At 63.6% G+C, this 14,241-nt stretch carries 14 protein-coding genes; 9 read left to right on the top strand and 5 right to left on the bottom strand.

Features of this window, described 5'->3' with window-relative positions:
* The first annotated feature begins 87 nt into the window (after positions 1–87).
* From VQ044_RS02035 to VQ044_RS02010, 6 genes are all read left to right on the top strand, one after another.
* A complete protein-coding gene (locus VQ044_RS02035; RefSeq protein WP_442872843.1) occupies positions 88–291 on the top strand; it encodes a YdcH family protein in 204 nt (67 codons plus the stop codon).
* Positions 288–791 (top strand): 5-(carboxyamino)imidazole ribonucleotide mutase, encoded by a 504-nt coding sequence (purE, locus tag VQ044_RS02030; RefSeq protein ID WP_327645854.1) that lies wholly within the window; start codon positions 288–290, stop codon positions 789–791. Before VQ044_RS02035 ends, purE begins: the two co-directional genes overlap by 4 nt.
* On the top strand, positions 788–1,873 hold the full coding sequence (locus VQ044_RS02025) for a 5-(carboxyamino)imidazole ribonucleotide synthase (RefSeq protein ID WP_327645852.1): 1,086 nt from the start codon (positions 788–790) through the stop codon (positions 1,871–1,873). Before purE ends, VQ044_RS02025 begins: the two co-directional genes overlap by 4 nt.
* Before the next feature lie 178 nt (positions 1,874–2,051).
* Positions 2,052–2,177: a type B 50S ribosomal protein L36 gene (ykgO, locus tag VQ044_RS02020; RefSeq protein WP_206452832.1), complete on the top strand. Its 126-nt coding sequence runs from the start codon at positions 2,052–2,054 to the stop codon at positions 2,175–2,177.
* Between the two features lie 87 nt (positions 2,178–2,264).
* Positions 2,265–3,023: a tetratricopeptide repeat protein gene (locus VQ044_RS02015; protein WP_327645850.1), complete on the top strand. Its 759-nt coding sequence runs from the start codon at positions 2,265–2,267 to the stop codon at positions 3,021–3,023.
* A gap of 98 nt (positions 3,024–3,121) precedes the next feature.
* Positions 3,122–4,183, top strand: a complete 1,062-nt coding sequence (locus VQ044_RS02010; RefSeq protein ID WP_327645848.1) for a DMT family transporter — start codon at positions 3,122–3,124, stop codon at positions 4,181–4,183.
* A 66-nt stretch (positions 4,184–4,249) separates the two neighbouring features.
* Here VQ044_RS02010 and pyk read toward each other — a convergent pair whose 3' ends face one another.
* Both pyk and VQ044_RS02000 read right to left on the bottom strand, forming a co-directional pair.
* Positions 4,250–5,686, bottom strand: a complete 1,437-nt coding sequence (gene pyk, locus VQ044_RS02005; protein WP_327625202.1) for a pyruvate kinase — start codon at positions 5,684–5,686, stop codon at positions 4,250–4,252.
* Positions 5,683–6,114: a DUF1036 domain-containing protein gene (locus tag VQ044_RS02000; RefSeq protein WP_327645944.1), complete on the bottom strand. Its 432-nt coding sequence runs from the start codon at positions 6,112–6,114 to the stop codon at positions 5,683–5,685. The genes pyk and VQ044_RS02000 overlap by 4 nt, the downstream gene beginning before the upstream one ends.
* Positions 6,115–6,410: 296 nt before the next feature.
* Here VQ044_RS02000 and VQ044_RS01995 point away from each other — a divergent pair, with 296 nt between their 5' ends.
* Positions 6,411–6,716 (top strand): DUF1244 domain-containing protein, encoded by a 306-nt coding sequence (locus tag VQ044_RS01995; protein WP_327645846.1) that lies wholly within the window; start codon positions 6,411–6,413, stop codon positions 6,714–6,716.
* A 254-nt stretch (positions 6,717–6,970) separates the two neighbouring features.
* On the top strand, positions 6,971–7,234 hold the full coding sequence (locus VQ044_RS01990; protein ID WP_327626408.1) for a DUF2312 domain-containing protein: 264 nt from the start codon (positions 6,971–6,973) through the stop codon (positions 7,232–7,234).
* A 388-nt stretch (positions 7,235–7,622) separates the two neighbouring features.
* Here VQ044_RS01990 and VQ044_RS01985 read toward each other — a convergent pair whose 3' ends face one another.
* The 3 genes from VQ044_RS01985 to VQ044_RS01975 all read right to left on the bottom strand — a co-directional run bounded on the left by VQ044_RS01985 (position 7,623) and on the right by VQ044_RS01975 (position 12,070).
* Positions 7,623–8,054, bottom strand: coding sequence for a MucR family transcriptional regulator (locus tag VQ044_RS01985; protein WP_327626409.1), 432 nt, complete (start codon positions 8,052–8,054; stop codon positions 7,623–7,625).
* Positions 8,055–8,641: 587 nt separating this feature from the next.
* Positions 8,642–10,339, bottom strand: coding sequence for a DUF882 domain-containing protein (locus VQ044_RS01980; protein ID WP_327645844.1), 1,698 nt, complete (start codon positions 10,337–10,339; stop codon positions 8,642–8,644).
* Between the two features lie 246 nt (positions 10,340–10,585).
* The gene (locus tag VQ044_RS01975) at positions 10,586–12,070 is read right to left on the bottom strand and encodes a sigma-54-dependent transcriptional regulator (RefSeq protein ID WP_327645843.1); all 1,485 of its coding nucleotides are present in this window, start codon (positions 12,068–12,070) and stop codon (positions 10,586–10,588) included.
* 178 nt (positions 12,071–12,248) lie between these two features.
* Here VQ044_RS01975 and VQ044_RS01970 point away from each other — a divergent pair, with 178 nt between their 5' ends.
* A complete protein-coding gene (locus VQ044_RS01970) occupies positions 12,249–14,078 on the top strand; it encodes a M3 family oligoendopeptidase (RefSeq protein ID WP_327645943.1) in 1,830 nt (609 codons plus the stop codon).
* The last annotated feature ends 163 nt before the right edge of the window (positions 14,079–14,241 follow it).

Below are 14,241 nucleotides of genomic sequence, written 5' to 3'. Positions count from 1 at the left end.
TTTTTGCTAATCCTCGGCGAAGTGCCTTGGGCAGTAAGTCCTCAGGGCCCGATTCGGTTGCGTCCACGGCCGCATGAAAGGATGGGAATGGAGGATCAGGAACAGGCGGGCCTGAGGCTGCAAGTCGCGCGCTTGCGCCAGGAGCACGCCGATTTCGACGCAGCGGTGAACGCCATGGAAGCGACCGGCTGCGACCGTTTGCAGGTGCAGCGAATGAAGAAGAAGAAGTTGACGATCAAGGACCGCTTGCAGGATCTCGAGGACGAGATCATTCCGGATATCAGCGCATGACGCGACAGGAAGGCCCCGTTCCGGTCGCGATCATCATGGGCAGCCAGTCGGATTGGGCCGTGATGAAGAACGCCGCCGACACGCTCGACGCGCTCGCCATTGGTTTTGAGGCTCGTATCGTGTCCGCCCACCGCACACCGCAGCGGCTCTACGAATTTGCCCAAGGGGCCAAGACCGCAGGCTTCAAGGTCATCATCGCGGGCGCCGGGGGCGCCGCCCATCTTCCAGGCATGACCGCCGCCCTGACCCCCTTGCCGGTCTTCGGGGTGCCGGTTGAAAGCCGTGCGCTTTCCGGCAAGGACAGCCTGTTGTCGATCGTGCAGATGCCGGCGGGCATTCCGGTCGGGACGCTCGCGATCGGGCGGGCCGGCGCGGTCAACGCCGCCTTGCTCGCCGCCAGCGTCCTCGCCCTGTCGGACGAGGCACTGGCCGCCCGGCTGGACAGCTGGCGCAAGGCGCAGACCGATTCGGTCGCGTTGGCTCCAAGGGATGCGGAATGAATTCGGCTCCGCTACCGCCGGGCTCCACCATCGGCATCATCGGCGGCGGCCAGCTGGCCCGCATGCTGGCGATGGCGGCCGCCCGTCTCGGCTACCGCACGATCGTGCTCGATCCGGATCCGGCCTGCCCGGCGGCGCAGCTGGCGAACGAGACCCTGATCGCCGCCTATGACGACGTCGCCGCCTTGGGCAGACTGGTCGGCCGTTGCGACATCGTGACCTATGAATTCGAGAACGTGCCGGTCGAACCGCTCCGCGTCGCGGTGCAGGCCGTTGCGCTGCATCCCTCCGCCGACGCGCTGGAAATCGCCCAGGATCGGGTGGTCGAAAAGGCATTTCTGAACGGCATCGGAGTCGCGACCGCGGAATGGCGGGCGATCGACAGCGTCGCGGAACTGAATCACGCGATGATCGAGCTTGGCGGTGAGGCAATCCTGAAAACGCGACGCTTCGGCTACGACGGCAAGGGCCAGGCGACGATCCGCAAGGACGCCCCGCTTGCCAATGTCTTCGAAAGCCTCGGCGGCGTCCCGTCGATTCTGGAACGGCGCATCCCCTTTGCTTATGAATGCTCGGTCATCGGCGCGCGCGGCACCGACGGGACCATCGCGGTCTTCGATCCGGCGGAAAACGTGCACGGGCTGGGCATTCTCCAGCGCTCCACCGTGCCGGGCCAAATCACCGAGGACGTGGCGCGCGAAGCCAAGGGTATCGCGTCCCGTATTCTCCAACGGCTGCAATATGTCGGCGCCATCGGTGTCGAGTTCTTCGTCGGCGCCGACGGCAGCCTGCTCGTCAACGAGATCGCGCCGCGGGTTCACAATTCCGGCCACTGGACCGAAGCCGCCTGCGTGATCTCGCAATTCGAGCAGCACATCCGGGCTGTTGCCGGCCTGCCGCTCGGCGCGACGGCCCGCCATTCGGACTGTGTCATGGAAAATCTGATCGGCGACGATGTGAAGCGCGCCGCAAGCCTCCTCACCGAGCCGGCCGTCATGGTCCATCTCTACGGTAAGGCGGAGGCGCGGGCCGGGCGCAAGATGGGGCACTTCACGCGGTTGATCGGGCCGGCAAGCGCCTGAAGGGATGGGGCGGCTCGCACGGCATCGAAGCGGCCGCGGCACGGCCGCCAACATTGACAAGCGCGTCCGGTGAAGCTATCTCGACCCCAATCTTTTCGGCGCGTCAGCGATGGCGCGCCGCTCATTTTGCGGCGGAGCCGGGTGATCCGATCGTCGCACCAGACGATCCGGTGATGTCATGAAGATCAAGAACTCGCTCAAGTCCCTGCGCTCGCGCCATCGCGCCAATCGTCTCGTGCGCCGCAAGGGCCGCGTCTATATCATCAACAAGGTGGCGCCACGCTTCAAGGCGCGCCAGGGCTGATTCTAAAGGAAGCCGAGCGTCCGCTCCTTCCCCGACGATCACGAAAATTCTGATTGACGCTGCGCTGTGGAGAATTACCCTCTCCGCATGCGCAGCTTTGTCATCTCCGGTGCGATCGGCCTCGCGGTTACCGGCTTCCTCGCCCTGCCCGCGGCAGCCCAGGACGCCGCCCCGCCATTGTTCGACTTCCAGGTCGATCCTGAGGCATCCCCCGACACCGCCCCTCACCCCGAAGACCAGCCCCCCATGGTGATCCCGCCTCCCGACGAGGAGGCGACCGACGCGCCGGAGGCCTTCGGCGGCGCCCCGACGGCCGAGAGCGAATCCACCGACGAGCCGGAGGGCCGCGCCGCTGACGAGACGCCAGCGGAAAAGCGCGATCGGTTGTTCGCGGAACTGCGCAAGGAGCCGTCGGACAGCAAGGCACGGCGGATCGCCGCCGGCATCGAAAGGCTGTGGCGCAAGAGCGGCAGTGCGACGGTCGATCTTTTGATGCTGCGCGCCGCTGAGGCGATGGCCGAGCAGAAGAACACCGCCGCTTTCGACGTACTCGATCAGGCGCTGGTCCTCGATCCGGGCTATGCCGAAGCCTGGAACCGCCGGGCGACCCTCAATTTCACCACCGGAGCCTGGGGTAAGTCGCTGGCCGACATCGAACAGACCCTTGCGCGCGAGCCGCGCCACTGGGGTGCCTTGATGGGCTTGGCGATGATTCTCGAGCGAACCGGCCGCAAGGACAAGGCGCTGGAGACCTATTTGCGGGTGCTTGCGGTCTATCCGGCCCTGAAATCGGCTCAGGACGCGGCCGGGCGGCTGTCAGAGGAACTCGTCGGCCCGGCGATCTAAGGAACGGGTTCGCGAATTGAAACTGCCCCCTGTGATTGCGTTCTGGAAAATCACGCCACGGCGGTGCTTGGCGCCGTCCGCATGTGCTAATTTCAGGTATGAAAAACTTGCATTCCCATCGCTGGCCCGGCGTTCCGCTTGCGCTCGGCGCGGCCGTGCTGTTCGGGGCGTCCGCTCCCTTCTCCAAACTGTTGCTTGGCACGGTCGATCCGTGGCTGCTGGCCGGAATTCTTTACGTGGGCGCGGGCCTCGGGCTGGCCGCGATCCATTTTGCACGACAGGCGATCGGACTGCCGCGAGTCGAAGCTCCTTTACGCAAAGCCGATCTGCCATGGCTGGCCGCTGTCGTCGTCATCGGCGGTGGCGTGGGGCCTATTCTACTGATGTTCGGCCTTTCCCTGACGTCCGCTGCGTCCGGCTCCCTCCTCCTCAATCTCGAAGGTCTGGCGACGATGGCGATCGCCTGGCTGGTCTTTCGGGAAAATGTCGACCGGCGCCTGCTGCTCGGCGCCTTCGCCATTCTGGCCGGGGCAGTCTTGCTGACATGGAACGGCCAGGGCCTACAACTCGATACGGGCGCGCTGCTGATTGCCGGGGCGTGCCTCGCATGGGGTATCGACAATAACCTGACCCGCAAACTCTCGTCCGCCGATCCAGTTCAGATCGCCATGATCAAGGGCCTCGTTGCGGGCTTCGTCAATCTGGCTCTGGCTTTCGGGCTCGGCGCGGCGCTGCCTTCGCCCGGCTATGTCGCGGCTGGCGCTATCGTCGGCTTTTTCGGCGTCGGGGTCAGCCTCGTGATGTTCATGCTCGGACTTCGCCACTTGGGAACGGCTCGAACCGGGGCTTATTTCTCGCTCGCGCCCTTCATCGGAGCCGCTCTGGCCATCATCCTGCTGGGCGAGGGGATCTCCGCTCAATTCGCCATCGCGGGAGCGCTGATGGCTCTTGGTCTATGGCTGCATCTGAACGAGCGTCATGATCACGAGCATGCCCACGAGGTTCTGGAACACGATCACGCCCATACGCATGATCCGCACCATGGTCATGATCACGACGGGCCGGTGAGCGAGCCCCATTCGCACTGGCATCGGCACGCGCCCATGCGGCACGAACATCCGCATTTTCCCGACCTGCACCACCGGCACGGTCACGGCTAAAATGGGCGCCGTGGGAAACAGATTGCCGTTGCTGTTACGGTTTGGTTGCGCCGATGCTTGTCAACCTCACACGGCCGAGAGGCCGTCCGAGCCGATATAGGCGATGCGCAGCATGTTGGTCGCGCCAGGCGTCCGGAGCGGCACGCCGGCGGTGACGATCAAGCGCTGGCCCGCCCGGGCATAGCGATGCTCCACGGCGATGCGGCAGGCACGATCGACCATGTCGTCGAGATCCTGGGCATCTTCCGTCACCGCGCAGTGCAGACCCCAGACGAGCGACAGCCGCCGCGCCGTCTCGACCACGGGCGACAGCGCCAGAATCGGGATGTTCGGCCGCTCGCGCGCCGTCCTGAGCCCGGTCGTCCCGGTCGCCGTATAGGTGACGATGACCGCCACCCCCAGCGTTTCGGCCATCTGCCGTGCCGCCAGCGACACCGCGTCGGCGCCGGTGGCTTCCGGTGCCGGACGCTGGGCAAAGATGATGCCCGGATAGAGCGGATCCTTTTCCACCTGCACGGCGATCCGGTCCATGGTCGCGACCGCTTCGACCGGATATTGACCGGCGGCCGATTCGGCCGAGAGCATGACGGCGTCCGCGCCTTCGTAGACGGCCGTCGAAACGTCGGAGACTTCGGCGCGGGTCGGAACCGGTGCCGAAATCATCGATTCCAGCATCTGGGTCGCCACGACGACCGGCTTGCCGGCCTTGCGGGCGGCGCGCGTGATACGCTTCTGGATGCCGGGAACCGCTTCGAGCGGCATCTCGACGCCCAGATCGCCACGCGCGACCATGATGCCGTCGGACAGATCGATGATCTCGTCCAGACGCTCGACCGCCTGGGGCTTCTCGATCTTGGACATCAGGAACGCCCGGCCACGCGAGATCTTGCGCGCCTCGGCAAGATCGTCCGGCCGCTGGATGAAGGACAGCCCGACCCAATCGACGTTTTCCGCCAGCACGGCGTCGAGATCGCGCCGGTCCTTGTCGGTCAAAGCGCCGGTGGCGAGCGTCGTGTCGGGCAGGCTGACGCCCTTGCGGTCGGAGATCTTGTTGCCGGCGACGACGCGGCATTTGATGCGGTGCTTGTCCGTCTCCGTGCAGACCAGCTGCAACCGTCCGTCATCGATCAGCAGCCGATGGCCGACTTCAACCGCTTCGAGGATTTCGGGATGGGGCAGGAAGACGCGGGTCGAATCACCCGGCTCGGAATTGTCGTCGAGGGTGAAATCCTGGCCGACCGTGAGCTCGGCCTTGCCTCCGATAAATTGCGCGACACGCAATTTCGGTCCCTGCAGATCGGCGAGAATCCCGATCGGAAGCCCGACATCGGTTTCGACCTTGCGGATGCGCCGGACCAGCTCACGCATCAAATCGTGGTCGGCATGGCTCATATTGATTCGGAAGGCGTCGGCACCGGCTTCGTGAAGCTTGCGAATCATCTCTTCCGATGACGACGCGGGGCCGAGAGTTGCGAGGATCTTGACCCTGCGATTGCGTCTCATTGTTTCCCCGTACCTTCGCGCGGCGCCTCGGTCAGTTGAACCATCCAACTGGCCTGCTCGCCCGTGTCATACTCCCGGAAGCCTATTTTTTGATAGCCCCGTTTGAAACAGTCGGTCACGCCCGCGATCTTGAACTCGTTCTCGGCGATGCAAAGGTCGACCGAGCCGGCCCATCGCCCCTGCCCCTCCGCGTCCTCGGCATAGACATAGTAATACCGCGACGACAGCGGTCCCTCGATGATCGTCTTGCATGTGGTTGCCGGAATGCGCCACCAGCCCTCCGTGGTCCAGCCCGCATCGGCGCGATAGCCGATGGCAACGCCCACCAGAGACTGGGTGCCGTTGCATACGCGGAACGCCGCTTGCGCGGCGCCCGCGACGATTGGAGCTGATGCCAGGAAAAACCCGGCGGCAAACAGGCACAGCATGGCCGCGCTCCGCAGCCGGCGCAGGGATCTTGATATCATCGTGCCATCCTCGAAACAGGCGGTTGTTCTCATGATTTCAGTCTTGGCATAGCGGCCGAACCTGTCAACGAGGTGGACCCGGCGATCCGGCTGGCTTACACGGGCGCTCTTGCCAGTAGACTATCCCGGCGTGGCTTTCGAGCCCCGTGCGGCGCGATACCATCATCTTCGATGCCGCGGGCTTGATGCCGGTTCGGTTCGGCTCGATATGTCGGGGCGGGGCCGAAGGCGCCACCCAACGTGAGGAGTAGCGAAACATGGACGAGATCAGCGCAAGGCAACGCCTGGAATACGAAGCGGCGGCGTTTCGCCGGTTGCGGGATCATCTAAGGCAGCGGGCGGACATCCAGAACATCGACCTGATGAACCTCGCCGGTTTTTGCCGCAACTGTCTGTCCAACTGGTATCGCGAGGCAGCCGAAGCAGACGGTGTGGCGATCAGCAAGGACGAAGCCCGGGAGATCGTCTACGGCATGCCTTACGAGCAGTGGCGCTCGCAACATCAGACCGAGGCCGGCCCGGCCGCGCAACAGCATTTCGAGAAAGTTCGGCCGCGCGACTGACAAAAGTGCGGTCGCGCCCGACACCAACCTGCGGTGAGTAAGACCTGTTTGATGTGCTGAATGGGCTTGTCTGGCCAGGAGCGACGCGCGGTTCGATGCGGCGCATCGGCGACAAGGTCGAGGCAATGGCCGGTCGAATGGATTCCTATCGCCATTGGTTGGCATAACTGGCCTGTTCACCCATTCAACGAATCACCGAGGTCTGCTAGGTGCGGCGGACTCATCCCATGAATGCGCCTTACGGAGACGGAAACATGTCCGACGTGAATGGTGTCGCCCAGGATCAACTGCGCTCCTTCGTCGAGCGGATCGAGCGACTTGAGGAAGAAAAAAAGACGATCAGCGACGACATCAAGGATGTCTACGCAGAGGCCAAGGGCAACGGATTTGATACCAAGGTGCTGCGTCGGGTTGTCTCGCTGCGCAAGCAGGATCAGAACGAACGCCAGGAGCAGGAGGCCATCCTCGACCTTTATCTGCAGGCGCTCGGCATGGCAGCCGATCTGCCGAAAGACTGATGTCGACCAGCGCCCTGTTCGGCTTCAATTACAAAAAGCCCGCCGGATACGATCCGGCGGGCTTTTTGCGATGCCTTGATGGCTTATACCAACCTGCGGTGATAGGAACCCCTTCGACCGGGACGATCGCCGATGCGTGGCGAGGAGCGGGACGACGCACGATGCGGCGCATCGGGCGAGGCCCGCGACGAATGCAGGCGCGGCGAGCGCCCGGCCTTCGGTGGGCTGTACGGGCTTGCCGGACGGCGTCGCACCGCTTGCCCGATGCGCCGCATCGAACCGCGCGGCGCTCCTGGCCGGACAAGCCCGTCCAGCACCATCGAATAGGTCTCTATCACCGCAGGTTGGTATTACGGCGCGACCTAGAAGCGGGTCGGCTGACCTTTGCCTAGCGGGCGGTGGCGCGGCGACGCTTGTGGCCGAGACCCATCTGCTTGGCCAGACGCGAGCGGGCCGCAGCATAATTCGGCGCGACCATCGGATAGTCAGGCGCAAGATCCCATTTCTCGCGATACTCTTCCGGCGAGAGACTGTAGTGGGTCATCAGATGACGCTTCAGCGACTTGAACTTTTTGCCGTCCTCGAGGCAGATGATGTAATCGTCCGTCACCGACTTCTTCACCGGGACGGCCGGCTTCGGCTTCTCGGCCTGAACAGCCTGAGGAGCGTTCGTAGTGCTGCCAAGCGCCCCATACACATCCGAGATTAAGCCCGGCAGTTCCGACACCGGAAGCGAGTTGTTGCTGACATAGGCGGCGACCACTTCGGCCGTCAATTCCATCAGCATTTCGTTGTTTTCGATGTTTGCGATCTGGTCCATGTTTTGCCCCATTGTGCTCAGTAGCCCGCCGGTCAAGCCACAGCGGAATGTCTATGTTCCGATATCGTTCGTAAAACAGATAATTGAACGGTGGCGCTGCTTTATCCGACCTTGCCACTCACATCCATGTATTTATAGGCATATACTTAATGTCAATATGCTTGGTTACAATCCCAAGATTTTTGTCCGCTTTTGACGAACGTAAACAGCTGAAATCAACAAGGACGAGGGGGATCATTACAACGGCGTAAGGATTGACAAGGTTCGGAGGGAGCAAAGAAATTCTTGCAACCTACCCGTGAGAAACTTCGCTATGACAGATAATGGAAGCCGATCGGGCCCTCCGGCGACGCCTGGTAGCCCCCTAATTGTCAGCCGGCCATTGCGGCAAGCTCTGTTAAGCAAACAGATCTTCGAACCAACGCCGCGCGTGGCGCATGCTTTTCTGGTCGTACGCGGGCTTTCGCAAGTACGGCTCCGCGCATCAGAGCATCAGACGGCCACGAAGAACGCGCCCGGCTGAATTGACCCGGTCGAGTGTCGATACCGCCGGATCGTCCAGGTTTCTTGACCGGATAACCGAGCGGTTACTGCTTGAGCTTGACCAGTGGCAGGAAATTCACAGCGGAGCCGGAAAAGCGATCGGTCTTGCCTGTCGCGGTGGAGGGCGTGAAGCCGGCCGCGAATAGCGTCCGTGGCAGATCACCGACGAGCCGGCCCGTATCGGGATTGCTCGTCGCCATCTGTTCGGCTCGACGATTGGAATCGGACACGAGCGAAGCGATTTCGATCCGCGAATTGATCACCTGCTGCGGGTCGACCCGCGTCGACTTCGCGGTCGGCTTCGCCGCAACCCGCATCACCCGATCACCCTTGCCGTCGCTAGAGGTGTTGCCGTCTCGCGAGGTCGTCATCGCCTTCGGCCGGGAGCGAGCCGGGGGCGTCACCGCCGCGACTTTCATCATCGCCGCAGGCTGCGCCGTCTTCGGCTCGATCACCGGTCGCGCCACGGGCATCGCCGCCGCGACGACGCTCTCGATCGCTTGCCGCGTCGCAGCGGAAGGAGCTTTATCGGTCTTCAACAAATCGTCGAACACCGGCCGGTCGCGCGGCGTCGGCACGACATAGGCCAGTTGACCGCTGGCCGCCGTCTCCGCCGCTTGTGCCTCGAGAGCCGCGACCAGAGTGGAAACAGAATCCGACGAGGGTCCAGCGGCCGGCGAGGCGGGCGCCTCCGAGCCGGCTGTCAGCGTTTGCGCGGTGGCGCGCACGGGTGCCCAGGTAGGAACCGGAATTCGCGCCGCGTCGAGGGATGCGACGACGGTCGACGCTTCCGGCGCGCTCATATTCGCCGGCGTTCCGGTGTCGAAGCGATCGCCGACCGGCATGGTGACGCCACCGGGCAGCGATGGCCGGGACTGCGGAACGGCGGAAGCCAACGCGACGGCCGGGGCGGGAGCCGCGCGGTTCGGAGTGGCGCGGCTCGGTGCCGCCACTGCTTCCGCATCGTCTTCTGCTTCGTCGCTGCCGCCACCGAACAGCATGGCCAGCAGCGTCTTGCCGCCGCCGGACGAGCCGGAACTGGCGTTGGCGACCTGGATTTCGGAGGCCCCGCGGCGCTGCTTGTACGACGCCAGCGCCTGCTGGTAGCCGGGCAGCGGCTTGCCGTCCGAGGGAACATGAACGGTGTTGCCATTCGGAAAGACCGCCAGCAGCTGCTTGCGGTTCATGCGCGGCCAGTGCCGGGCATTGCCAACGTCGAAATGCACGAACGGCGAACCGGATCGAGGGTAGTAACCGACCCCGCCGACCTGCATCTTCAGGCCGATCTCACGCATCCTCGCCAGCGGAACGTCGGGAATTTGAAAGTCGAGCGCCTTGCCAAGCGTGTGCTGACTCTTCTTGGCGACGCCTGAGGACCGTGAGCGCAGTAGCGAGTTGGTGCCGGGCGATCGATAGCCAGAGATCACGTTGATGTTGGCGCGCGAGCCGGACTGGCGATACGCCTCCCAAATCACGTCCATCAAGCGGGGGTCCATGTTCGTCGGCTCGGACTTGCGCCAATCCCGGAGAAACCAGTTGATCTTCTTTAGTTCGGAACGGTCGTAGCGACCATTGCGCTTATAGGCGAAGCTCGCTTTTTCCTTGGTATGGAGATTGTAGAATTTGAGAACCCTGGTTTCCGCCTGCGCCGCGGTGACCGTGCTGACGGCCAGAAGGGACAAAGCTGCGAACGTCGCGATGCGCCAGGCCCTGCGGTCGACACGAGCGGTATGTCCGAACATGCGGTCTTCCCCTCAATGATGGCGTCCTTCCCCGTAAAAAATCCCCCGGGGCCGGCACCGTCTTAGAAACTGTTTCCACGCTCGTCTAGTTTTGCTCAAACTGCGGCATGAAAATGACAGTCATGGAACTTTCTACGGATTTTGAGGGGAAAGCGTTAAGCTTGGATTAAGTTTAACTTGCCCGCCCAAGGACGGACCGCGGGTTTGTGCCGCTAAACTCGGCTGTGACCAGATGACGCAGAGACATCAGTCTACCGCGATATTATAGGCACGCAGCTTTCGGTAGAGCGTCGAGCGCCCGATGCCGAGCCGCCGCGCGATCTCGCTCATCCTGCCCCCGTATTGAGCCATGGCGAGCCGGATCAGGTCTGCCTCCACGTCCTCCATGCGGCGGATTTGTCCGTTCGCGTCGCGAAGCGGGAAAGCCGGGACGTCGCGCCGCCGTTCGTTACCGCTCCAAGGCTTCTCCATCTGTTCAGATGCCGGCGGTTCCCGATGGTCCGTGCCGGGGTCCTCGGACCAAGCCGGCCCCGCCGGGTCGGCGTCGAGAAGCGCCGCAATCTGCGGAAAGTCGCCCGCGAGGAGATTCTCATTATCGCTCAACACCACGGCGCGATGGATGGTATTCTCCAACTGGCGGATATTGCCCGGCCAGTCGTAGCGGCACAGAACCGCGATGGCCTCCTCGGACAGACGGCGGACCCGGGTGCCGCGCTCCAGACCGACGAAGTGCGCGACGAAGCCACGCGCCAGCGCCGAAATTTCGCCGCGACGTTCGCGCAGCGGTGGGACGCGAAGTTCGAATGCGTTGAGGCGATAGTAAAGATCCTCGCGAAACCGCCCCGCGGCAACCGCTGCCGCCAGATCGCGATTGGTCGCGGAGATGATCCTGACATCTGTCTTTGTCGGCGTCTTGCTTCCGACCGGGTCGATCTCGCCGTCCTGCAGCACCCTCAAGAGCTTGACCTGGGCGCTGGCCGACAATTCACCGACCTCGTCCAGAAACAGCGTCCCTCCGTCGGCCTCGATGAATTTGCCCTCATGGCGCGCGGTCGCGTCGGTGAATGCGCCCTTGGCATGGCCGAACAGGATACTTTCGACGAGATCGGTCGGCATTGCGCCGCAATTGACGGGAACGAAGCCAGCCTTGGCGCGGTCCCCATGCGCCTGGATGGCGCGGGCAAGCCATTCCTTGCCGACGCCGGTCTCGCCTTCGATCAGGACCGGTATATTGGACGCTGCGGCTTTTGCCGCGCTCGCCAGCACGGGACGCAGCGCCGCGGATGCGGCAGAGCCGTCGAGGCTCGGCGCCGCGGCGGCCACGGCGGTATCTGCCTGGTCGCGTCGCCGTGTCGCGGCGCGCATCCGCAATGCGTTGTCGAGAGCGGCCCGCAGCTTTTCCGGCGAGACCGGTTTGACGACGAAGTCGAAGGCGCCGGCGCGCATCGCCTCGACCACGGTGTCGACCGATCCCTTGGCGGTCTGGACGATGATCGGAATATCCATCCCCCGGCGCCGCATCTCGGCCATCACCTCGATGCCGCTCATGTCCGGCATCATCAGATCGAGGACGATCGCCCCGATCTGTCCTGCCTCACCGTTTGCCAGTGCCTCGAGGGCCGCGCGTCCGCCGCCGCACGACACCGGCCGCAGTCCCGCACGGGCCACTTGAGCATCGAGCAGGCGTCGCTGTATGGGATCATCGTCGACGATGAGTACGGATTGGGTCATGTCGGCCTCCGGTCTCGTCTTGTCGCGAGAATGACCCAATCTGACACGCGCCGCTAAAATTCGACTGAACAAGCAAGGCTAACGATGCGCTGTTGATTTCAGTCTGATTTGAACGACATGGCAGCTACCGGCCCTCCCCGTCGCCCAGCCCGACCCTTCGCCAACGAGATCGATGTTCATGACCCAAAGCTTTTCCCCGACCCGCTCGGCAACCGAAGCAGCCGCCGCAGACGCTGACGCGCTGCCGGAGTGGAATTTGGCCGATCTCTATCCGGCGATGGATAGCGCCGAACTCAAGAGCGATCTGGAAAAGGCACGAGACAAGGCCGAGACCTTCCAGAGCCGCTGGCGCGGCCGGCTTGCCGAGGCCGCTCGCGGCGAAGGCGAAGGCCTGGCGGCGGCGGTCGTCGAATTCGAGACGCTGGAAGAACTGCTGGGCCGGATCATCTCCTATGCCGGGCTGGTTTATTCCGGCGACACCTCGGACCCGGCGCGGGCGAAGTTCTACGGCGATATTCAGTCAAGCGTCACCGACATCTCCTCGCGGCTCCTGTTCTTCCCGCTGGAGCTCAACCGAATCGCGGATGCCGAGATGGATGCGGCCATGGAGCGGGACCCCGCCCTGGCACATTATCGCCCCTGGATCGTCGACCTGCGGAAAGACAAGCCGTTCCAGCTCGAGGATCGCGTCGAGGAATTGTTTCACGAAAAGGCGATCACCGGCCGCGGCGCCTGGAATCGTCTCTACGACGAGACGCTGACCTCGCTGCGCTTCACCGTCGACGGCGACGATCTGGCGCTCGAAGCCACCTTGAACCTCTTGCAGGACCCCGAGCGCGAGAAGCGGCGCAAGGCGGCGAGCGCCCTCGCCAATGTCTTCAGCGAGAATTTGCGTGTCTTCACCCTGATCACCAATACCCTCTCCAAGGACAAGGAGATCTCCGATCGCTGGCGGGGTTTCGAGGATGTCGCCGACTCGCGCCATCTCGCCAACCGGGTCGAGCGCGAGGTCGTGGACGCGCTGTCGGAGGCTGTGAGCGATGCCTATCCGGCGATTTCCCATCGCTACTACGCCATGAAGGCGAAATGGCTGGGACTGGACGTTCTGGAATACTGGGATCGGAACGCCCCCCTGCCCGATTCCACCCGCCGCGACATCTCCTGGGACGAAGCGCGCCAGACTGTGCTGTCGGCCTATTCCGGCTTTGCCCCGGAGATGGCGACGATCGCCGACCGCTTCTTCGCCAATGACTGGATCGACGCGGCGAACCGCCCCGGCAAATCGCCGGGCGCCTTCGCGCATCCGACGGTGCCGAGCGTCCACCCCTATGTGCTGCTCAACTACATGGGCAAGCCGCGCGATGTCATGACGCTCGCGCATGAGTTGGGCCACGGCGTCCACCAGGTACTCGCCGGCCGGCAGGGCGCGTTGATGGCGGCGACGCCGCTGACATTGGCCGAGACCGCCTCGGTGTTCGGCGAGATGCTGACCTTCCGCTCGCTGCTCGAGCAGGCCAAGACCAAGGCCGAGCGCAAGACGCTGCTGGCCTCCAAGGTCGAGGACATGATCAACACGGTGGTCCGGCAGATCGCCTTCTATCAGTTCGAGCGGGCACTGCACGAAGAGCGCCGGCAGGGCGAACTGACGACCGAGCGGATCGGCGAAATCTGGCTGGAGGTCCAGACCCGCAGCCTCGGCCCGGCGCTGCGCCTCGGCGATGGCTACGACACCTACTGGACCTATGTCCCGCACTTCATTCACTCGCCCTTCTACGTCTATGCCTATGCGTTCGGCGACTGCCTGGTGAATTCGCTTTACGCGGTCTACCGCAATTCCGAGACGGGCTTTCAGGAGAAGTATTTCGAGATGCTGAAGGCCGGCGGCACCAAGCACCATTCCGAGCTTTTGAAGCCCTTCGGCCTCGACGCCTCCGATCCCGCCTTCTGGTCGAAGGGTCTGGCGATGATTTCCGGCTTCATCGACGAATTGGAGGCGATGGACGATTGATCGGGGCGGCCGGCGAAGGACCGACCCACTGCGACGCCCGCTTTTTCGCTCAGCCTCGCAACGGTCCGGTGCCTTAGCATTACAGTTGCGTCTTTCGACGAGTTCTGAATCCATGGGCGACCATGATTCGGAGGTCATGGATGATGGGCGCATCGATCGAGAC

It is taken from the genome of Aurantimonas sp. C2-5-R2, from assembly GCF_036549495.1.
GTDB lineage: Bacteria > Pseudomonadota > Alphaproteobacteria > Rhizobiales > Rhizobiaceae > Aurantimonas > Aurantimonas coralicida_A.
Note: the sequence above shows the minus strand (reverse complement) of the source record. Positions and strands in the feature narration are given on the sequence as shown.

Coding starts and splice junctions, on each gene's coding strand:
- VQ044_RS02035 (WP_442872843.1), top strand. CDS start 88: ATGGAGGATCAGGAACAGGCGGGCCTGAGGCTGCAAGTCGCGCGCTTG.
- purE (WP_327645854.1), top strand. CDS start 288: ATGACGCGACAGGAAGGCCCCGTTCCGGTCGCGATCATCATGGGCAGC.
- VQ044_RS02025 (WP_327645852.1), top strand. CDS start 788: ATGAATTCGGCTCCGCTACCGCCGGGCTCCACCATCGGCATCATCGGC.
- ykgO (WP_206452832.1), top strand. CDS start 2,052: ATGAAGATCAAGAACTCGCTCAAGTCCCTGCGCTCGCGCCATCGCGCC.
- VQ044_RS02015 (WP_327645850.1), top strand. CDS start 2,265: ATGCGCAGCTTTGTCATCTCCGGTGCGATCGGCCTCGCGGTTACCGGC.
- VQ044_RS02010 (WP_327645848.1), top strand. CDS start 3,122: ATGAAAAACTTGCATTCCCATCGCTGGCCCGGCGTTCCGCTTGCGCTC.
- pyk (WP_327625202.1), bottom strand. CDS start 5,686: ATGAGACGCAATCGCAGGGTCAAGATCCTCGCAACTCTCGGCCCCGCG.
- VQ044_RS02000 (WP_327645944.1), bottom strand. CDS start 6,114: ATGCTGTGCCTGTTTGCCGCCGGGTTTTTCCTGGCATCAGCTCCAATC.
- VQ044_RS01995 (WP_327645846.1), top strand. CDS start 6,411: ATGGACGAGATCAGCGCAAGGCAACGCCTGGAATACGAAGCGGCGGCG.
- VQ044_RS01990 (WP_327626408.1), top strand. CDS start 6,971: ATGTCCGACGTGAATGGTGTCGCCCAGGATCAACTGCGCTCCTTCGTC.
- VQ044_RS01985 (WP_327626409.1), bottom strand. CDS start 8,054: ATGGACCAGATCGCAAACATCGAAAACAACGAAATGCTGATGGAATTG.
- VQ044_RS01980 (WP_327645844.1), bottom strand. CDS start 10,339: ATGTTCGGACATACCGCTCGTGTCGACCGCAGGGCCTGGCGCATCGCG.
- VQ044_RS01975 (WP_327645843.1), bottom strand. CDS start 12,070: ATGACCCAATCCGTACTCATCGTCGACGATGATCCCATACAGCGACGC.
- VQ044_RS01970 (WP_327645943.1), top strand. CDS start 12,249: ATGACCCAAAGCTTTTCCCCGACCCGCTCGGCAACCGAAGCAGCCGCC.